The sequence below is a fragment of the Kitasatospora purpeofusca genome (genome assembly GCF_036010405.1).
GTDB classification, from domain to species: Bacteria; Actinomycetota; Actinomycetes; order Streptomycetales; family Streptomycetaceae; genus Kitasatospora; species Kitasatospora purpeofusca.
The window spans coordinates 6,147,309-6,166,738 of record NZ_CP108561.1; the positions used below are offsets into that span (position 1 = coordinate 6,147,309).

Annotated in this window: 15 protein-coding genes; 8 read left to right on the top strand and 7 right to left on the bottom strand. The window is 72.3% G+C overall.

Annotated elements, in window-relative coordinates; translation table 11 throughout:
• Window positions 1-170: 170 nt before the first annotated feature.
• A complete protein-coding gene (locus OG715_RS27070; protein WP_266271847.1) occupies window positions 171-494 on the top strand; it encodes a DUF3817 domain-containing protein in 324 nt (107 codons plus the stop codon).
• A gap of 108 nt (window positions 495-602) precedes the next feature.
• On the opposite strand, the gene OG715_RS27075 is transcribed toward OG715_RS27070, so the two are convergent.
• Both OG715_RS27075 and OG715_RS27080 read right to left on the bottom strand, forming a co-directional pair.
• Window positions 603-2,210, bottom strand: coding sequence for a M4 family metallopeptidase (locus OG715_RS27075; RefSeq protein WP_266271530.1), 1,608 nt, complete (start codon window positions 2,208-2,210; stop codon window positions 603-605).
• A 495-nt stretch (window positions 2,211-2,705) separates the two neighbouring features.
• Window positions 2,706-4,343 carry a M4 family metallopeptidase gene (locus OG715_RS27080; RefSeq protein ID WP_266271531.1) on the bottom strand — a complete coding sequence of 546 codons (1,638 nt, stop codon included), beginning with the start codon at window positions 4,341-4,343 and terminating at the stop codon, window positions 2,706-2,708.
• A gap of 501 nt (window positions 4,344-4,844) precedes the next feature.
• Between OG715_RS27080 and OG715_RS27085 the strand changes: the two genes are divergently transcribed.
• The 3 genes from OG715_RS27085 to OG715_RS27095 all read left to right on the top strand — a co-directional run bounded on the left by OG715_RS27085 (window position 4,845) and on the right by OG715_RS27095 (window position 7,698).
• Window positions 4,845-5,384 carry a MarR family winged helix-turn-helix transcriptional regulator gene (locus OG715_RS27085; protein ID WP_266271532.1) on the top strand — a complete coding sequence of 180 codons (540 nt, stop codon included), beginning with the start codon at window positions 4,845-4,847 and terminating at the stop codon, window positions 5,382-5,384.
• A gap of 76 nt (window positions 5,385-5,460) precedes the next feature.
• Entirely contained in the window at window positions 5,461-5,802 is a 342-nt protein-coding gene (locus OG715_RS27090) for a DUF3817 domain-containing protein (protein WP_266271533.1), read from the top strand.
• A 210-nt stretch (window positions 5,803-6,012) separates the two neighbouring features.
• Window positions 6,013-7,698, top strand: a complete 1,686-nt coding sequence (locus tag OG715_RS27095; protein WP_266271534.1) for an acyl-CoA mutase large subunit family protein — start codon at window positions 6,013-6,015, stop codon at window positions 7,696-7,698.
• An 82-nt stretch (window positions 7,699-7,780) separates the two neighbouring features.
• Here OG715_RS27095 and OG715_RS27100 read toward each other — a convergent pair whose 3' ends face one another.
• Window positions 7,781-8,515: a TetR/AcrR family transcriptional regulator gene (locus OG715_RS27100; RefSeq protein ID WP_407661026.1), complete on the bottom strand. Its 735-nt coding sequence runs from the start codon at window positions 8,513-8,515 to the stop codon at window positions 7,781-7,783.
• 364 nt (window positions 8,516-8,879) lie between these two features.
• On the opposite strand from OG715_RS27100, the gene trxA reads away from it, so the two are divergent.
• The 4 genes from trxA to OG715_RS27120 all read left to right on the top strand — a co-directional run bounded on the left by trxA (window position 8,880) and on the right by OG715_RS27120 (window position 13,369).
• A complete protein-coding gene (gene trxA / locus OG715_RS27105) occupies window positions 8,880-9,875 on the top strand; it encodes a thioredoxin (protein WP_266271535.1) in 996 nt (331 codons plus the stop codon).
• A gap of 633 nt (window positions 9,876-10,508) precedes the next feature.
• Window positions 10,509-11,174, top strand: a complete 666-nt coding sequence (locus OG715_RS27110; RefSeq protein WP_030392747.1) for a DUF6230 family protein — start codon at window positions 10,509-10,511, stop codon at window positions 11,172-11,174.
• Between the two features lie 126 nt (window positions 11,175-11,300).
• Window positions 11,301-11,888, top strand: coding sequence for a DUF6114 domain-containing protein (locus OG715_RS27115; RefSeq protein ID WP_266271536.1), 588 nt, complete (start codon window positions 11,301-11,303; stop codon window positions 11,886-11,888).
• Window positions 11,885-13,369, top strand: coding sequence for a hypothetical protein (locus OG715_RS27120; protein ID WP_266271537.1), 1,485 nt, complete (start codon window positions 11,885-11,887; stop codon window positions 13,367-13,369). Before OG715_RS27115 ends, OG715_RS27120 begins: the two co-directional genes overlap by 4 nt.
• A gap of 95 nt (window positions 13,370-13,464) precedes the next feature.
• Here the strand turns inward: OG715_RS27120 and pyk are convergent, their stop codons facing one another.
• The 4 genes from pyk to OG715_RS27140 all read right to left on the bottom strand — a co-directional run bounded on the left by pyk (window position 13,465) and on the right by OG715_RS27140 (window position 19,285).
• Entirely contained in the window at window positions 13,465-14,892 is a 1,428-nt protein-coding gene (gene pyk / locus OG715_RS27125; RefSeq protein ID WP_266271538.1) for a pyruvate kinase, read from the bottom strand.
• Window positions 14,893-14,986: 94 nt separating this feature from the next.
• Window positions 14,987-16,201: an acetate kinase gene (locus tag OG715_RS27130; protein ID WP_266271539.1), complete on the bottom strand. Its 1,215-nt coding sequence runs from the start codon at window positions 16,199-16,201 to the stop codon at window positions 14,987-14,989.
• Between the two features lie 73 nt (window positions 16,202-16,274).
• Entirely contained in the window at window positions 16,275-18,404 is a 2,130-nt protein-coding gene (gene pta, locus OG715_RS27135) for a phosphate acetyltransferase (protein ID WP_266271540.1), read from the bottom strand.
• A gap of 209 nt (window positions 18,405-18,613) precedes the next feature.
• Window positions 18,614-19,285 (bottom strand): hypothetical protein, encoded by a 672-nt coding sequence (locus tag OG715_RS27140; RefSeq protein WP_266271541.1) that lies wholly within the window; start codon window positions 19,283-19,285, stop codon window positions 18,614-18,616.
• Between the last annotated feature and the right edge of the window lie 145 nt (window positions 19,286-19,430).

Below are 19,430 nucleotides of genomic sequence, written 5' to 3' on the forward strand. Positions count from 1 at the left end.
GGCCGGGGAGGGGGAGGCCGGGTTCTGGTACGCGTCCGGTACAAAGCGGTCGCCCGGAGTCCGCCCCGCGCACCCCCGGGGGCGGGGTCGGACATGTGCTCGGTGATAATGGGGCGGATGCTTGTGAGCCGGTTCACAAGCGATCTCCGAGCCCCCGTATCGAGGTACCCATCGTGAACAGCAGCGCCGTCCACCGCCTGCGCCTGGTCTCCGGCCCCGAAGGGGTCTCGTTCCTGCTCCTGCTGCTCTGCTCGGTGCTCAAGCGCACCACCAGCTTCAACGGCGTGCCGGTGATGGGCGCGGTCCACGGGATCCTGTTCATCCTCTACGTGGTCTTCTGGATCATGGCCTGGCAGTCGCAGAAGTGGGACGTCAAGCGCGGCGCCGTGCTGTTCGTCCTGTCGGTGCTGCCCGGCGGCGGCTTCGTGGCCGAGCGGATGCTCGCCAAGGAGGAGCGTGCCGGGGCCGCGGCCGCGGTGCCGGCCGCGGCCTGACCTGCCCGCGCGAGCTCTCCCGACGCCCGACGCCGACAGGCTGCCGGGGCCCCCTCTCCCAGTGGGCCCCGGCAGCCTGTCGCCTTTCCGGGAGTGGTCCGGTCTCGGCTAGTTGACGTTCACCGCGCTCCAGGCCGCGGCCACCGTGTTGTACTCCACGCTGCCGGCGCCGTAGAGGTCCTTGGCGGCGTTCAGGGTGCCGGTACGGGCGGCCTTGTAGTTGGTGCTGGAGGTGAAGTAGGTCGTCAGCGCGCGGTACCAGATCGCGGCGGCCTTGTCGCGGCCGATGCCGGTGATCGTGGAGCCGTTGGAGGTCGGGCTGTTGTAGCTGACGCCGTTGATCACCTTCGCGCCGCTGCCCTCGGACAGCAGGTAGAAGAAGTGGTTGGCGACACCCGAGGAGTAGTGGACGTCGATGCTGCCGATCCCGGAGTACCAGGAGTCCTTGGACGAGCCGTCCTTGGAGGGCTTGTCCATGTAGCGCAGCGGCTGACCGTTGCCGAAGATGTTGATCTTCTCGCCGATCAGGTAGTCCGGCACGTCCGAGGGCAGGTTGGCGTACCACTCGACCATGGTGCCGAAGATGTCCGAGGTGGCCTCGTTGAGGCCACCGGACTCGCCGGAGTAGGTGAGGTTGGCGGTCGCCGCCGTGACGCCGTGGCTCATCTCGTGGCCGGCCACGTCGATGGCGGTCAGCGGGTTGGTGTTGTTGGTGCCGTCGCCGTAGGTCATGCAGAAGCAGGAGTCCTGCCAGAACGCGTTGACGTAGGCGTTGCCGTAGTGCACCCGGTTGCTGGCGCCGACACCGTTGTTCTTGATGCCGTTCCGGTTGAACTTGGCCTTGTAGTAGTCCCAGGTCGCCCCGGTGCCGAACTGCGCGTCGACCGCGGCGGACTGGGTGTCCGCGGCGGTGCCGTTGCCCCAGTTGTTGTCCGCGTCGGTGTACAGCGCGTTGCCGCTCTTGGCGTTGCCGGTCCACTGGTTGCCGCGGGACGCGTCCTTGAGCTGGTAGGTGGACCCGCTCTGGGTGGTGGTCAGGGTCACCGTCCCGACGTGCACGCCCTTGCCGGTGCCGGTGGCGGTCTGCACCTCCTCGTGGGTGGAGAGCAGCTGGCCGGTGGCGGCGTCGGTGACCAGCCGCTGGCTGCTCGGGGTGCCGTCGGCGCGCTCGCCGTGGACCACGGTCTGGTAGGCCAGCCGCGGGCTGCCGCCGCCCGCCCAGACCACCAGGGTCGGGCTGCTCGCGCCGTCGACCCGGCTGACCGGGGACGCGTCCTCGTCGGCCGGGGCGATGCCGACGGTGGCCCGGACCGAGTCGACGGCCTGGGTGGAGGCGGTGCCGGCGGAGAGCTTCGGGGTCAGGCTCGGCAGCGAGAGCCGGCCGTCGAAGGCGCGGTCCACCGAGGCGACGGTGCCGTTCGCCCTCTGGTGGACGATGAGGTCGCCGCCCAGGACCGGCAGACCGGCGTAGGTCCGGTCGTAGCGCAGGTGGCGGGTGCCGTTGGCGTCCACGATCGCGTCCTTGACGACCAGCTGCTCCTGGCCGCCGAGGCCCAGGGCCTTCGCCACCGGCGCGGCCTGCTGGCCGGCCAGGGAGATGATCGCGTCGCGCTGCAGGACGGGGGCGGCCTGGGCGGGGGCGGCGGCGACCTGGATGGCGCCGGCCAGAAGTGCGGAGGCGGAGAGTACGGCGCCGGCTGTCAGCTTTCGCTTCACGTGCGGGGTTCCTTCCACGAAACCGCGGGTGCGCGGTCACGCCGCGTACCGGGGCGCCGGGGTTGGCGCCGTGGGGCGGTAGGGCGTTGACGTGCTGCTCCGTGCGGCCTGACGGTCCGTCGGTGGGTGGGGCGACGGACGTCCGGACGGGGCTTGGGCAGAAGCATGACAAGTCAGTTCGGCGAACAACAGGGAGCGACGGGGTATTGGCCAGGTCTCGCCACGGCCCGAACGGGTGTTGGCCGTGCGACGGTTGTGCCGGTTGTCCGCTTTCGTCCGCTGGCGTGATCCCGCCAGCGGCGGGCCTTGTCGGCCTCCGCCGGTCTTGCTACGCGGGCGTGGGGAGAACGGGTGGGGCAGGAGCGGGCGGCGAAGGAGCGGGCGGGGGAGGAACGGGTGGGGAGGAAGCGGGCGGGGAGGAAGCGGGCGGGAAACGGACGGACGTCCGGGGCCTCCCCTCCCAGTGAGGGCCCCGGACGTCCGTCGGACCGCGCGTCAGTTGACGTTGACGCCGCTCCACGCGGCCGCGACCGCGTTGTACTCGGTGCTGCCGGCGCCGTAGAGGTCCTTGGCGGCGCTCAGGGTGCCGGTGCGGGCCGCCTTGTAGTTGGTGGTCGAGGTGAAGTAGACCGTCAGCGCGCGGTACCAGATCGCCGCGGCCTTGTCGCGGCCGATGCCGGTGAGCGTCGAGCCGTTGGAGGTCGGGCTGTTGTACGCGACGCCGTTGACGGTCTTCGCGCCGCTGCCCTCGGCCAGCAGGTAGAAGAAGTGGTTGCCCACGCCCGAGGAGTAGTGGACGTCCAGGCCGCCGACCGAGGAGGACCAGGCGTCGGCCGAGCCGCCGTCCTTGGAGGGCTTGTCCATGTAGCGCAGCGGCGTGCCGTCGCCGTTGATGTCGATCTCCTCGCCGATGAGGTAGTCCGGCTTGTCGGCGGGGAGGTTGGCGGACCACTCGACCATGGTGCCGAAGATGTCCGAGGTGGCCTCGTTGAGGCCGCCGGACTCGCCCGAGTAGTTCAGGCCGGCGGTGGCCGAGGTGACGCCGTGGGTCATCTCGTGGCCCGCGACGTCCAGCGCGGTCAGCGGGTTGGTGTTGCCGCTGCCGTCGCCGTAGGTCATGCAGAAGCAGGAGTCGTCCCAGAACGCGTTGACGTAGTTGCGCCCGTAGTGGACCCGGCTGGTGGCGCCGACGCCGTTGTTCTTGATGCCGCTGCGGCCGAAGGTGTTCTTGTAGAAGTCCCAGGTGGCCGCCGCGCCGAACTGGGCGTCCACCGCGGCCGACTGGCGGTTGGCGGCGGTGCCGTCGCCCCACGCGTTGTCGGCGTCGGTGAAGAGGGTGCCGGAGCCGGTGGTCCTGCCCTTGAGGTCGCTGGTGGACTGCCCGCCGCGGGAGGCGTCCTTCAGCTGATAGGTGGAGCCGCTCTTGGTGGTGGTCAGCGGGACGCTGCCGACGAAGACGCCCTTGCCGGTGCCGGTGGCGGTCTGCACCTGCTCGTGGGTGGAGAGCACCTCGCCGCTGGCGGCGTCGGTGACCAGCAGCTGGCTGCTCGGGGTGCCGTCGGCGCGCACGCCCTGGACGGTGGTCCGGTACGCCAGCCGCGGGTTGCCGTCGGCGGCCCAGACGACCAGCTCGGCGGCACCGGCCCGGTGCACCTCGGCGAGCGGGGACTCGTCCTTGTCGGCGGCGATGCCGACGCTGGAGGCGACCGCGCCGGAGGCCTGGGCGGCGGCCTTGTCGGCGGGGATGCTCGGCGTCAGGCTCGGCACCGCGATCGTCGCGGCGACGGCCTTGTCCACGGCCTCGACGGCGCCGCCGGCGGCCTGGTGCACGACCAGGTCGCCGCCCAGCACCGGGAGTCCGGCGTAGGTGCGCTCGAAGCGGAGGTGGCGGGTGCCGTCGGCGTCCACCACGGCGTCCTTGGCCACCAGGGTCTCCTTGCCGCCGAGGCCGAGTGCCTTGGTCAGCGGACCGGTCTCGCCGTTCGCCAGGGCGATCAGGCCGGCCCGGTGCTCGGCGGCCTGGGCCTGGACCGAGGGGGTGGGAGTGGCCTGGGCGGCGGTGCTCACCTGGATGACGCCGGTGAGGAGGGCGGTGGCGGAGAGTACGGCGCCGGCTGCGAGCGATCGCTTCACGTACAGGTCCTTCCGAGAAACCGCGTGTGCGCGGTCGCGCCTCGCTCCGGGGTGCCGGGGTTGGCACCTTAGGGGCGGAACGGGCGCTGACGTGCTGCTCCGTGCGGTCCACGGTGGTCACCGGTGAGTGGGGCGGTGGCCACCGGACGGGGCTGGGCGAAAGCATGACAATCCAACAAGTGAAATGACAGGTCTTGTTCATGGATTGGCCAGGTCTCGCCAATGTGGCGGAACGTGAACAGAGTGAGGAATGGGGTGAATCCCCTGCCGCCGCCACGGGTTCCGGTCCGAACCGACGCCCGGTAGCGGCGCGGACGCCGTCCTCCGGCCGCCCGGGCCCCGCCCGCCCCGGCCGGCGGAACGGTTGGTACCCGTTCACATCCCCGCAACGTGCTGGTACGGACCTGACGGACCCGCTGGCGTGATCCCGCCACGTGTCGCGCTTGTCCATCCCTCAGGACGACTGGTAGCACCGGCCGCTCCCGCCGGTACGGTTGGCGGGTGGCCAAGCCCCTCGCACTCGACTTCGACCCGATCGCCCGTGCCGACGAGCTGTGGACCCGCCGCTGGGGAGCCGTCCCCGCGATGGCGGCGATCACCTCGATCATGCGGGCCCACCAGATCCTGCTCTCCCGTGTGGACGCGGTGCTCAAGCCGTACGGGCTGACCTTCGCCCGCTACGAGGCGCTGGTCCTGCTCACCTTCAGCCGGACCGGGGAGCTGTCGCTCTCCAAGATCGGCGAGCGCCTGATGGTCCACCCGACCAGCGTCACCAACACCGTCGACCGCCTGGAGCGGGCCGGGCTGGTCGCCCGCCGCCCCAACCCGCTGGACGGCCGGGGCGTGCTCGCCACGATCACCGACCGGGGGCGCGAGGTCGTCGAGGGGGCCACCGGGGAGCTCATGGCGATGGACTTCGGCCTGGAGGAGTTCGACGGCGGGCAGTGCCGCGAGGTGTTCGACCTGCTGCGCCCGCTGCGGGTGGCGGCCGGCGACTTCGCCGATCTGCCGGGCGAGGGGCCTGCGCCGGGCGGGGCGTGAGGGCGGCTACCCTCGTGGGAGCGGTGCGCGGATCCGGACGTACCCCCCCGATGCTGACTCGCGAGGCGATGTAGAGATGAAGGCGACCCCCCTGCTGGGCTGGTACCGCGCCCTGGCCGTTGCGACCGGTGTGGCGCTGCTGGTCTTCTGCGGTTTCATGGTCGCGAAGTACGGCTTCCACGCGGCGGAGGACGTGACCACCTACGTCGCGATGTTGCACGGATACCTCTACATCGGGTACTTCGTGGTGACCTTCCTGCTCGGCCAGAAGCTCAAGTGGCCGCTGGGGCGGATGGTCTTCTTCCTGGCCGCCGGCTGCATCCCGTTCGCCTCCTTCGTCGCCGAGCGCAAGGTGGTCGCCGAGGCCGCCGCCGGGCAGACCGCCGGTGACGCCGCCCGCCAGCCGGCCGGCGTCTGAGCGGAGCCGCCGCCGGCCGCCGCGCCGAGGCCGTCGAGCCGTCGAGGGCGCCCTTCCCCGTCCGGGGGGAGGGCGCCCTTTCGCATGCTCCCGGGGCGCTTGGCCGGGTGTCCGTCGACAAATAGTAGGACGTCCGAGTAAATTGGTAGGACGTCCTAATAGCTGTGCCGCCCGTTGCTGGGGCGGCCGTACTGAGCGGAGTTCGGGGTCATGGACGCCGAGGAGATCGAGCGCGGACGGCAGCGCTGGCAGCAGCGGTACGACAGCTCCCGCAAGCGGGACGCGGACTTCACCACCCTCTCCGGGGACGAGGTCGAGCCGGTCTACGGCCCGGCCCCCGGGCAGGCCGTCGAGGGCTTCGAGCGGATCGGCTGGCCCGGGGAGTACCCGTACACCCGCGGCCTGCACGCGACCGGCTACCGGGGCCGGACGTGGACCATCCGCCAGTTCGCCGGCTTCGGCAACGCCGAGCAGACCAACGAGCGCTACCGGATGATCCTGGAGGCGGGCGGCGGCGGCCTCTCGGTGGCCTTCGACATGCCGACCCTGATGGGCCTCGACTCCGACGATTCGCGTTCGCTCGGCGAGGTCGGCCACTGCGGCGTGGCGATCGACTCGGCCGCCGACATGGAGGTGCTGTTCTGCGGCATCCCGCTCGGCGAGGTGACCACCTCGATGACGATCAGCGGCCCGGCCGTGCCGATCTTCTGCATGTACCTGGTCGCCGCCGAGCGGCAGGGCGTCGACCCGGCGGTGCTGAACGGCACCCTGCAGACCGACATCTTCAAGGAGTACATCGCCCAGAAGGAGTGGCTCTTCGCCCCCGAGCCGCACCTGCGTCTGATCGGCGACCTGATGTCCCACTGCGCCGAGGGCATCCCGGCCTACAAGCCGCTGTCGGTCTCCGGCTACCACATCCGCGAGGCCGGGGCGACGGCCGCGCAGGAGCTCGCGTACACCCTGGCCGACGGCTTCGCCTACGTCGAGCTGGGCCTCTCCCGGGGCCTGGACGTGGACGTCTTCGCGCCCGGCCTGTCGTTCTTCTTCGACGCCCACCTCGACTTCTTCGAGGAGATCGCCAAGTTCCGCGCGGCCCGGCGGATCTGGGCCCGCTGGATGCGCGAGCGGTTCGGCGCGAAGACCGACAAGGCCCAGTGGCTGCGGTTCCACACCCAGACCGCCGGCGTCTCGCTCACCGCGCAGCAGCCGTACAACAACGTGGTCCGCACCGCCGTCGAGGCGCTCTCGGCGGTGCTCGGCGGCACCAACTCGCTGCACACCAACGCCCTGGACGAGACGCTGGCGCTGCCCTCCGAGCAGGCCGCCGAGATCGCCCTGCGCACCCAGCAGGTGCTGATGGAGGAGACCGGCATCACCAATGTGGCCGACCCGCTGGGCGGTTCCTGGTACGTCGAGGCGATGACCGACCGGATCGAGCAGCAGGCCGAGGAGATCTTCCGGAAGATCCTGGACAAGGGCCGGGAGGACCACCCGATCGGCCGGATCACCTCCGGCATCCTGCGCGGGATCGAGGACGGCTGGTTCACCGGCGAGATCGCCGAGGCGGCCTTCCAGTACCAGCAGGCGGTGGAGAAGGGCGAGAAGCGGGTCGTCGGCGTCAACTGCCACCCCCGCAGCGTCACCCCCGAACTGGAGATCCTCCGGGTCAGCCACGAGGTGGAGCGGGAGCAGGTCCGGGTGCTGGGCGCCCGTCGGGCGGCCAGGGACGAGGCCGCGGTCCGGGCCGGGCTGGACGCGATGCTGGCCGCCGCGCGGTCCGGCGCGTCGATGATCCCGCCGATGCTGGACGCGGTGCGCGCCGAGGCGACCCTCGGCGAGATCTGCGACGTCCTGCGCGAGGAGTGGGGCATCTACCGGGAGACCGCCCGGTTCTAGGGCCCGTCCTGGGCGCGTGAACGGTCGGGCCGTCCGGTGCCCTGCGGCGCCGGACGGCCCTTCGGCGTGCCTCCGGCCGCCCTCAGTCGCCGAGCAGGCTCGGGAAAGGGCCGAGCAGCAGGCCGGTGAACCGGCGGGTCCACTCGGGGGTTATCGGCTCGCCGCTGACCAGCACCCGGTGCTCGACCGTCCCGGCGATGGTGTCGAAGATGATGTCGATCTCCTCGCGGGCGGTGGCCTCGTCGCAGTCCGGGGCCAGCTCGCCCCGGGTCTGCGCGGCGGACCGGCCCTGCCGGACCAGCCGCTTCTGCGGATCGACGATCGCCTCCCGGATCCGCCGCCGCAGCTGGCGGTCCCGGGTGCCCTCGGCGAACAGGGCGAGCAGCGCCGCCTGGGTCTCCGGGCGGGCCAGCAGATCGGCGAACTGGGTCACCACCGCCTCGATGTCGGCCCGCAGGCTGCCGAGGTCGGGCATCACCAGTTCGTCGAAGAGGCTCGCGACGGCGTCGACCACCAGCTCGTTCTTGGACGGCCAGCGCCGGTACAGGGTCGTCTTGGCGACCCCGGCCCTGGTCGCGACATGGCCCATGGTCAGTCCGCCCCAGCCGAGTTCGGCGAGGGCCTCGCGGGTGGCGTCGAGAATGGCGCGGTCGGCGGCGGCACTGCGCGGCCGTCCCTTGGCCCGGACGGCGCCCCCCTCGGGGGTCTCCGGGGAGCGGGCGGGGGTCGGGAGCCCGGGGCCCCGGGGAGCGTCCTGGGGGGCCTCGGCCGGGCGGACCTCGTGCGGCGGGGTCGCGGGTGGCTGGGGGGCCGGCACCGGGCCTCCTTGCGATTTACCGGTAAGTAACTTGGGTGGGACCGGTAACGGTAGCGACTCCTCCGCACCCAGGTCAGCCGGGGCGCCCGGGAAAGTGGCTCAGCTCACGTCGGGGGACTGCCGATAGGGGTTGCGGCGGGTGACCCCGGTCCAGTTACGCTACGACTCGTAGCGAAAGCGACGACCAGGCGCCGCGTCCCCGTGGGACGGGAGCGGTGCGGGCGCGGACGGGGATCCGCGCCGAACGGTTCAGGCTACCCGGAGGTGGGTCCGCCACCTCGGGAAACGGGACCGCGCAGCCCGCGCGGGGCGTTTTCCGGGAGGTTGGTGCCCGCCGGCGGCGCGAGCGGGGGAGGATAGTGCCATGCAGCCACGGAATTCTCGTCTCAACAGTGCCGCCCTGCGTGGCGCGGTCGACCTCGCCGCAGTGAAGGCAGCCGGCGAGGCTGCCCAGAAGGCCGAGCAGGCCAGGGCCGAGCGCGCCCGCCAGTCGGCCGCCGCCGAGGAGGCCGGGGTCGCCCCGGCCGGGGTCGGCTACGAGCTCGTCATCGACGTCAACGAGGACACCTTCGAGACCGAGGTCGTCCAGCGGTCCACCGAGGTGCCGGTGGTCGTCGACTTCTGGGCCGAGTGGTGCGGGCCCTGCAAGCAGCTCAGCCCGATCCTGGAGCGCCTGGCCGAGGAGTACGCCGGCCGGATCGTGCTCGCCAAGATCGATGTGGACGCCAACCAGCTGATCGCCCAGCAGTTCGGCATCCAGGGCATCCCGGCCGTGATGGCCGTGGTGGCCGGCCAGTTGGTGCCGCTGTTCCAGGGCGCCGAGAACGAGGCCAACGTCCGCAAGGTGCTGGACCAGCTGATCCTGGTCGCCGAGCAGCGCTTCGGCATCGTCGGTGGCAGCGGCGTTCCGGCCGAGGGTGCCGAGGCCGCCGCCCCGCAGCGGCCGGAGGACCCGGCGCTCTCCGCCGCCCACGACGCGCTGGACCGGGGTGACCTGGCGGGCGCCGTCCAGGCCTACAAGAACGTGCTGGTCGAGCAGCCGGGCAACACCGAGGCCAGGCTCGGCCTGGCCCAGGCGCAGCTGCTGCACCGGGTCGAGGGGCTGGACCCGCAGGCGGTCAGGGCGGCCGCGGCCGCCGACCCCAAGGACGTCGCGGCCCAGCTGGGGGCGGCCGACCTGGACCTGGTCGGCGGGCACGTCGAGGACGCCTTCGGCCGGCTGGTGGTGACGGTCGGCAAGACCTTCGGCGAGGACCGGGACGCGGTCCGGGTGCGGCTGCTGGAGCTGTTCGAGGTGATCGGCACCGAGGACCCGAGGGTCACCGCGGCACGTCAGGCGCTGGCCCGGGTGCTCTTCTGAGTCGTGTGCCGAGTCCGCCGGGCCGGTGCTCCAAGTCCGGCCGGTGACACGGCGGATGACCTGCGGTGCCGCCTGGTGATTTGGCGACAATCCGGTCATCGCGTCTGAGGTTTACCAAATCTTGACAACACCCGTGGACGGTCACGACATGTGACCGTCCATGGGTGTTTCACTGATGTTTCCGAGGGATTTCGCCCTCACCAATCCTCCATTTCGTCACTCTGCGTGGTTTTCCGGCCGATTCCATGATCGTTTCGGCTCGTATGGGATTACCCGTCAGTAATGCGACCTCTTGTGCTCAGCCCGGGATTCGAGCAGCATCGGCACGCCCGGTCCCCACGATTCGACCTCCGCCGGCAGCCGGTCGGCGGACCCGACGCTGGGGATCCCCACCGGGCTGCCGACGGCCACGCCGTCGGCGAGAAGGCAGGGGGGTATCCGCTCCCACGGCGGTTCCTGTCCTTCGTAAGGCCGCGCTGCCCGCGCGGTCACTGGTTGTCGCTCGGGGGGATCGCCCGTGTTGCCACGGCGCTCTCCGCTACCGAGGACGTAGCTCTCTCCCATCCCAGGCCCCCATTGACGCGGGACGCGCCACCGGGGAGCCGGAGATGTACGTCCAGAAGGAGGACACGCATGTCCCAGACCCACGGCAAGACCCGCTGGAAGCGCTTCGCCCTGGTGATGGTCCCGAGCATCGCGGCCACCGCGATGGTCGGTGTCTCCATCGCCAACAGCGCGCTCGCCGCCTCGTTCAGCGTCTCCGGCCAGCAGTTCAAGGTGAAGACCTCGTACCTGAAGGGCGACAACTTCGCCCAGTTCGGCGCGGTCGACGTCGAGGCCAACGGAACGCTGCACCCGGTCGCGGTCTCGGCCTTCGACGACGCCGAGATCCACAACCTCTGCCAGTCGGTCGTCACCGACCTGTCGCGCCTCGGCCTCGGCAAGATCACCCTCCAGCTGAACGCCGGCAACGACGAGAAGAAGCCGGTCACCGCGCACAACCTGCTCATCGACCTGGAGCAGCTGGACGCCGACGCGACCTTCACCGACATCAACATCGGTCAGGACGCCTCCACCCTCACCGGTTCGGCCACCCAGGGCTGGCACGGCCACCCGGCGCTGAAGGAGGCCGGTGCGAAGCTCCCGACCGGCGCGGTGGGCTTCTCCCAGGCGGCCAAGCAGGCCGTGCTGACCGACGTCAAGCAGACCGCCCGGGCCACCTCGGCCGGCACGTTCGTGCTCAACGGCCTGAGCCTCAAGCTCAAGAGCGGCGACGGCGCGGGCAACGAGTGCTTCTGAGCCCCGGCTGAGGGCGTGCCCACCGGCACGCCCGAGTGAGGGTTCCCACGCGGGCCGGGGGCGGCGAACACCGCCCCCGGCCCGACCTCAAGTTCTTCCCTCGTAGAGACATCGAGGAGCTGCACCATGTCCAGCGCAACGGCCGAGGCTCGGCCCGAACATCGGAACCTGGTCGGGGCGTTCTGGCGGGGCTTCCGTAACTTCCGCCGCTCCAGGCCCTTCTGGGGCGGCCTGCTGGCCATGATCGCCGGCGTTCCGATCCTGTACTTCCCCTACGCGCACCTGTCGTTGGGCGGCGTCACCATCGCCATGTCGACCACGGCCGGCGCCGGTTCGCTGATCATCGGCGTGCTGCTGATCATTCTCGGGCTCACCGCCTGGTTCCAGCCCGCCGTCCGGATCTTCGCCGGCGTCGCCACCACGCTGCTGATCCTGGTGTCGATCCCGGTCTCCAACCTCGCCGGATTCGGCATGGCGCTGCTGCCGGGGCTCATCGGCGGCGGACTGATGATGGCCTGGGCCAAGCTGCCCGAGCCGGCGGTCGCCGCCGGGGCCGGGGCGGCCGAGGGGACGACGGCCGAGTCCGTCGCCACCGAGGAGCCCGCTGCCGTGCCCGCCGCCGCGCCCGCAGTGGCTGAGCCGGTCGCCGAGCAGCCCGCCGCCGGGGCGAGCGTTCCCGCGCAGCAGGCCGCAGAGCCCAAGGAGGTCCGGTGAGTGACCCGCGCGAGGAGCGTCCCGAGCCGGCGGAGCGCCGTGCGCCCCGGCACGCGGCGCCCCGCACACCCGTGCGGCTCCGGCTGCGCGGCCGGGCGCTGGCGATGGCGGCGGTGCCGACCGCGCTGCTGATGGCCGCCACCTACACGCCGAACCCGGCGGTCGCGGAGACCGCGGCCAGCAAGCCGTGCGCCACCGCCCCGGACGCGCCGCCGAAGGTCGCCGAGACACCGGTGCCCAAGAGCGAGCTGCCGCCGCCGATACCGGGCCCGTCCGTCCCGCTCCCCGAAGCGCCGGCCACCGCCGCGCCCGAGCCGACGGCCGCCCCCGGGACCGGGCCGACGACGGCGCCCGCGACACCGCCCGCCGAGACCGCTCCGACCGCGCCCGCCGAGACCGCTCCGACCGCGCCCGCCGCGTCCGCGACCGCCCCGGCGGCCACCGCGGCCGCGCCGGAGCCGGCCGCCACCAAGGCCCGCACGGCGGGCAGCGGCGGCGGGGCCGTCCAGGCCGGACTCATCGGCGACATCGTCGGCGGCGTCACCGATCTGCTCCTCCCGGGCGCCGCGCCGAGCCCGACGGCCACCGCGAGCCCGTCCGCCGGGACGCACGCCGTCGCCCCGGCCGCCCCCGCGCCCACCACGTCGGGCGCCGCGCCGTCCACGGCCCCGGCCGGCACCGCCACGCCGACCTCCCCGGCCACCACCGCGCCGCCCACCAAGGCACCGCCCACCGCGGCGCCCGCCACCACCGCGCCGACGGGCCCGAAGCCCACCGCCGCGCCCTCGACCGGCGCCCCGGCCACCGGCAGCGCGGCGCCCTCCGCGTCGGCCGGCGCGAAGACGACCGGCAAGGCGTCCGCGAAGCCCACCGCCGGGTCCGCCGCGGCGACACCGTCCGCCTCGGGCACCCCGTCGAAGGACCCGAACTGCCTGGTCGACAGCAAGGCGCTGAGCCCGGCCGGCAAGCCGCCGGACAACCCGATCCTGGTGCCGGACCAGAACTGGACCCTCCAGACCAGCCGGCTCACCCTGAACCACGCGGTGCTGCTGGGCGTGGTCAACGTCCAGACACCGACCGGCACCAAGCGGGTGCTGAAGTTCGAGGTCGAGACGGTCGACATCGAGAACCTGCACATGACGACGCTGCAGGGGAACGGCAAGACCTTCCATGTGAAGGGCGCGCCGGGCTCGGTCTCGACGATGCGCAAGGGCCCGGTGATCATGTACGTCGAGCGGCTCTCCGGCCACCTGGCCAAGGTGCTCGGCCTGCCGATCCCGATCGACCTGGGCGAGCTGACCCTCACCCCGGACGGGCCGCTGCCGCAGTGGCTGTACGACCTGATCGGCCAGCTCCAGGTGCCGCTGTGGATCGAGCTGACCGGGGTCACCGCGATCCAGTCGGGCCAGTTCGGCGGGACCCTGAAGATCCCCGGCATGAAGCTCTACAACGACGACCAGCCGTACCCCGGGGCGGCCTGATCCCGGACCCGGCAAGGATCCAAGAGACAGGCCCTGTGCCCGTGGGGCGGCCCCTCCGCTCGGAGGGACCGCCCCACGGGCGTTGTTCCGCGTGCTTACGCGCTGCGGGTGCCCAGGTGGTGGACCTGGACCATGTTGGTGTTGCCGGGGATGCCGGGGGGCGAGCCGGCGGTGACGATGACGGTGTCGCCCTCGTCCAGCTCGCCGATGCGCAGCAGCTCGCCGTCGACCTGGGCCACCATCGCGTCGGTCGAGCCGACCTGCTCGGTGACGTGGGCCTCGACGCCCCAGCTCAGCGAGAGCTGGTTGCGGGTGGCGTTGTCCGGGGTGAACGCGATCACCGGGATCGGCGAGCGGTAGCGGGAGAGCCGGCGCGCGGTGTCACCGGACTTGGTGAACGCGACCAGCGCCTTGCCGTTGAGGAAGTCGCCCAGCTCGCACGCGGCGCGGGCGATCGAGCCGCCCTGGGTGCGCGGCTTGCGGCCCGGGTTGAGCGGCTGGAGGCCCTGGGAGAGCAGCTCCTCCTCGGCCTTCTCGCAGATCCGGCTCATGGTGCGGACGGTCTCGATCGGGTACTTGCCGACGCTCGACTCGGCGGACAGCATGACCGCGTCGGTGCCGTCCAGGATGGCGTTGGCGACGTCGGAGACCTCGGCGCGGGTGGGGCGCGAGGCGTGGATCATCGACTCCATCATCTGGGTGGCGACGATGACCGGCTTGGCGTTCCGGCGGGCCAGGGTGATCAGCTGCTTCTGGACCAGCGGCACCCGCTCCAGCGGGTACTCGACGGCCAGGTCGCCGCGCGCCACCATGATCGCGTCGAAGGCGAGGACGATCTCCTCCATGGCCTCGACGGCCTGCGGCTTCTCGATCTTGGCGATGACCGGCACCCGGATGCCGACCTCGTCCATGACCGCGTGCACGTCCTTGACGTCCGCGGCGTTGCGGACGAAGGACAGCGCGACCATGTCGACGCCCAGACGGAGCGCGAACCGCAGGTCGTCCTTGTCCTTCTCGGACAGGGCGGGCACGTTGACGGCCGCGCCGGGAAGGTTGATGCCCTTGTTGTTCGAGAGCACGCCGCCCTCGACGACCACGGTCCTCACCCGCGGGCCGTCGACGCTGACGACCTCCAGGGCGATGACGCCGTCGTTGATCAGGACCGGGTCGCCGGGCTTGACGTCGCCGGGCAGGCCCTTGTAGGTGGTCCCGCAGATGTGCTGGTCACCGGGGACGTCCTCGGTGGTGATGGTGAACTCGTCGCCGTTGTCGACGGTCACCGGGCCGTTGGCGAAGGTCGCCAGACGGATCTTGGGACCCTGGAGGTCGGCCAGGACGCCGATGGCCTTGCCGGTGTCCTCCGAGACCTGGCGGACCTTGCGGTACCGCTCCTCGTGGTCCGCGTGGGTGCCGTGGCTCATGTTCAGTCGGGCGACGTTCATGCCCGCCTCGACGATGGCCTTCAGCTGTTCGTAGGAGTCCGTCGCGGGACCCAGGGTGCAGACAATTTTCGCTCGGCGCATATCGATCAGTCTATCCGTTCGTGTTATGGGTGCATTCGGCCCGAATGGAAAGGAATCGCCGACGAAGGATTTCGCGGAGCGAGACGACGGAGGGTCAGTTTTCGGCCGATCGGTGCACCAGGGCGAAGGTCTGCCGGGCGATCTCCAGCTCCTCGTCGGTCGGGACGACGGCGACCGCCACCCGCCCGTACTGCGGCGAGATGATCCTCGGCTCGCGCGAGCGTACCGAGTTGAGCTCCGGGTCGACGGCGATGCCCAGCTCCTCCAGTCCGGCCGCGGCCGCCGCCCGCACCGGCGCCGCGTTCTCCCCGACGCCCGCGGTGAAGGCGATCGCGTCCACCCGGCCGAGCACCGCGTAGTAGCCGCCGATGTACTTGCGCAGCCGGTGGATGTAAGCGTCGAACGCCAGCCGGGCGCCCGCGTCCCCCGCGTCCGCGCGGCGCATGATCTCGCGCATGTCGTTGTCGCCGCACAGGCCCAGCAGCCCGCTGCGGCGGTTGAGCAGGTCGTCGATCGCGTCGATCGACAGGCCGCCGACCCGGTGCAGGTGGAAGACCACGCCGGCGTCGATATCACCCGAACGAGTGCCCATCACCAGGCCCTCCAGCGGGGTCAGGCCCATCGAGGTGTCGACGCAGCGCCCGCCGCTCACCGCCGAGGCGGAGGCACCGTTGCCCAGGTGCAGCACGATCACATTGACCTCGGCCGGGTCCTTGCCGAGCAGCCGCGCGGTGGCCCGCGAGACGTACTGGTGCGAGGTGCCGTGGAAGCCGTAGCGGCGCACCCGGTGCTCGTCGGCCACCGCCCGGTCGATCGCGTACCGGGCGGCGTACTCCGGCATCGAGGCGTGGAAGGCGGTGTCGAAGACGGCCACCTGCGGCAGGTCGGGGCGCAGCGCGCGGGACACCTCGATGCCGGTGATGTTGGCCGGATTGTGCAGCGGTGCCACCGGGATCAGCCGGCGGATCTCCCGCAGCACCTCGTCGGTGATCACGGTCGGCTCGGTGAACCGCAGTCCGCCGTGCACCACCCGGTGGCCGATCGCGGCCAGCTCGGGGGAGTCCAGGCCGAGGCCGTCGGCGGCCAGCTCCTCGGCGACCGCCTTGAGGGCCGCGCCGTGGTCGGGGAAGGCCTGGGCGGCCTCCCGTTCGGCGCCGCCGCGCGGGGTGTGCACCAGCCGTCCGCCGGCCTCGCCGATCCGCTCGACCAGGCCGGAGGCCAGCCGGGCGCCGTCCAGCATGTCGATCAGCTGGTACTTCACCGACGAGGAGCCGGCGTTCAGCACCAGCACCCGGGTACCCTCACTCATGCGGCCACCTCGCTGCGCTCGGTGGTCGCTGCGCGAGACACGCCCCCGTCCGTGGTTCGCTCGCTCCGCTCGCTCACCCTTGTGCCTCCTTGCGCTCCTGGGACTGGATGGCGGTGATCGCCACCGTGTTGACGATGTCCTGCACCAGCGCGCCGCGCGACAGGTCGTTGACCGGCTTGCGCAGCCCCTGGAGCACCGGCCCGACGGCGACCGCCCCCGCCGAGCGCTGCACCGCCTTGTAGGTGTTGTTGCCGGTGTTGAGGTCCGGGAAGATCAGCACGGTCGCCCGCCCGGCCACCGCCGATCCCGGCAGCTTGGTCGCCGCGACGTACTCGTCCACCGCCGCGTCGTACTGGATCGGGCCCTCGACCAGGATGTCCGGGCGCAGCTCGCGGACCAGCTCGGTGGCCTTGCGGACCTTGTCGACGTCCGCCCCGGAGCCGGAGGTGCCGGTCGAGTAGGACAGCATCGCGACCCTCGGCTCGACCCCGAACTGGGCGGCGGTGGCGGCCGACTGGATGGCGATGTCGGCCAGCTGCTGGGCGTCCGGGTCGGGGTTGACCGCGCAGTCGCCGTAGACCAGCACCTTGTCCGCGAGGCACATGAAGAAGACGCTGGAGACGATGGCCGCGCCCGGCGAGGTCTTGATCACCTCGAAGGAGGGCCGGATGGTGGCGGCGGTGGAGTGCACCGCGCCGGAGACCATGCCGTCGGCGATGCCCTCCTGGACCATCAGGGTGCCGAAGTAGGAGACGTCGGTGACCACGTCCAGGGCCAGTTCCACGGTCATGCCCTTGTGCGCCCGCAGCTTGGCGTACAGCTCGGCGAACTGGCGGCGCAGCGGGCTGGTGGACGGGTCGACGATCCGCACCTGGGCGCGGTCGGCCCCGGGGTCCGGCTCCGGCAGCGCGATGCCCAGGGCGGCGGCCTTGCGGCGGACGGCGTCGACCTCGCCGAGCAGGGTGAGGTCGCAGATGTTGCGGCGCAGCAGGATCTCGGCGGCGCGCAGCACCCGCTCCTCGGTGCCCTCCGGCAGCACCACGTGCCGACGGGCCGCCCTGGCCCGCTCCAGCAGCGCGTGCTCGAACATCATCGGGGTCACCCGCTCGGACCGGCCGACCTCGATCAGGTTGGTCAACTCGGCGGTGTCCACGTGCAGTTCGAACAGCCCGAGGGCGATCTCGGCCTTCCGCGGGCTGGCCGAGGAGAGCTTGCCCTCCAGATGGGTCAGGGCGGCGGCGGTCAGCCAGCTGCCCTCCGGGACGACCGCCACCGGGGTGCCGGGGGCCAGCCGGGCGGCCAGCGCCATCACGTTCGGGCCGGGGTGCTGGCCGAGGGTGAGCAGGACCCCGGCGATCGGCGGGGCGCCGGCGGCGTGCGCGGCCAGCGAGCCGATCACCAGATCGGCGCGGTCGCCGGGGGTGACGACCAGCGCCCCCTCGGTCAGCGCGTCCAGGAAGGTCGGCAGCATGGCGCCGCCGAAGACGAAGCCGCGCACGTCCCGGGCGAGGCCGGAGGCGTCGCCGATCAGCACCTCGGCGCCGGTGGCCTCGACCAGCTGGGCGACGGTCGGCGCGGCCAGCGCCGGTTCCTCGGGGATGACGTAGGCGGGGATCGGCAGCTTCTCGGTCAGCTTGCGCTGGACCGGCTGCTTGGCCGCCGGGGCGACCCGGTTGGCGATCATCGCCAGGGTCTCGCAGCCGAGGTCGGTGTACGCCCTGTGGGCGTTGCGGACCTCGGCGATCACCGCGTCCGCGTCCTCGCCGTGGCCGCCGACCACCGGCAGCACGGCGGCGCCGAACTCGTTCGCCAGCCGGGCGTTGAAGGCCAGTTCGTCGGGGATGTTGGTGTCCGCGAAGTCGGTGCCGAGCACGAGCACCGCCTCGCAGCGGCGCTCCAGCGCCCGGAACCGGTCCACCAGTACCGAGACCAGCTCGTCCTGGCCCTGGGCGGCCTGCAGCGCGGCGGCCGCCTCGTAGTCGAGGCCGTAGAGATCGGCCGCCGGCAGGTCCAGCCGGTAGCGGGCCCGCAGCAGCTCGACCACGTGGTCGGAGCCGGCGGCGCCCTGCGCGGAGGCGTGCACCAGCGGACGGAACACCCCGACCCGGTCCACCTGGCGGGTGAGCAGCTCCATGACCCCGAGCTCCACCGCCTGCCGGCCGTCGCCCCGGTCGATCCCGGTCACGTACACGCTGCGCGCCACGCGGTTCTCTCCGTCCCGTCGTCTCAGGAAGTGGTCATATCGACCATACATTCGCACCGTGAACACGCGTCGGCGAGCGGAGCGCCCGCGCGGGAGCAAGGGCCGAAGGTCACCGGGGCGGGTCCGGGGATCCCGGCCCCCGGCCGGGGGAGACACCCACGGGTGCGTGCCCGGGTGGCGCCGTGCGGGCGCGGGGCCCAGGGCGGGTCCTACGGGGAGCGGTCGGGGCCCGCGAGTCCGACGGCGACCCCGGCCGGCCGCTCGGTGATGGACAGCAGGGTGATCCGCTTGTCCAGCAGCCACCCGTGCCGGCGGGCCAGGACGAGGTCCGGCCGGGTGTGCCAGCCCTCTGCCGTCAGCCGCTCCCGCAGCCGGCGGGCGACCTCGGCGGCGGACCGGTCCTCGGTGCTCACCACCGTCAGCTCGCGCAGGCAGGTGTGCAGGCCGCAGTCGCGGTCGGGTCCGCTGTCGTGCTCGACGGCGAGGCCGGGCGGCAGTGCGAGCTCGGAGCGCTCGGGCGAGAAGGGCTCGTGGACGGCGAGCTGGTAGAGCAGGCCGATCACCAGGCCGAGCAGCGCGTGCGCGGCGGTCAGGGCGATCGCGGCGGTCGTCCGGCCGGACCCGCCGGCGGGCCGGTGGCCGCGCCGCAGGTGCTCGGCCAGGGCGCCGAGCAGCACGGTCAGCCCTGCGGCGAGCGGATAGCCGGCCTGCGACTCCGCGACGGCCCGGCTGTGGAACCACCCGTACTCCAGGCCCACCGGGACGACCGCCAGCGCGGCCAGCACCGCGGCGACCACCGCCCCGACGGCCCTGGTCCGCGCCAGCACCGCCCAGCAGACCAGCGGCAGCAGTACGTACCCCCACCCCAGCACCGTCCCCACGAAACTCCCCCCGGTCCCCACCGACGTCCCCGGCGGTGAGCTTAGGGCGTGTCCTCGGATCGCGCCGGGCGGTCGCCGACGGCCCCCGCGGGCCGGTGGGGGCGTCCTGCCCCACCGGCCCGGGTGCACCGGCCCTGTCCCGCCG

What these genes read in the sequence shown, in the direction of transcription:
- OG715_RS27110 (WP_030392747.1), top strand. Translation starts at nt 10,509, where the DNA reads ATGTCCCAGACCCACGGCAAGACCCGCTGGAAGCGCTTCGCCCTGGTG.
- pyk (WP_266271538.1), bottom strand. Translation starts at nt 14,892, where the DNA reads ATGCGCCGAGCGAAAATTGTCTGCACCCTGGGTCCCGCGACGGACTCC.
- OG715_RS27095 (WP_266271534.1), top strand. Translation starts at nt 6,013, where the DNA reads ATGGACGCCGAGGAGATCGAGCGCGGACGGCAGCGCTGGCAGCAGCGG.
- OG715_RS27090 (WP_266271533.1), top strand. Translation starts at nt 5,461, where the DNA reads ATGAAGGCGACCCCCCTGCTGGGCTGGTACCGCGCCCTGGCCGTTGCG.
- OG715_RS27115 (WP_266271536.1), top strand. Translation starts at nt 11,301, where the DNA reads ATGTCCAGCGCAACGGCCGAGGCTCGGCCCGAACATCGGAACCTGGTC.
- trxA (WP_266271535.1), top strand. Translation starts at nt 8,880, where the DNA reads ATGCAGCCACGGAATTCTCGTCTCAACAGTGCCGCCCTGCGTGGCGCG.
- OG715_RS27130 (WP_266271539.1), bottom strand. Translation starts at nt 16,201, where the DNA reads ATGAGTGAGGGTACCCGGGTGCTGGTGCTGAACGCCGGCTCCTCGTCG.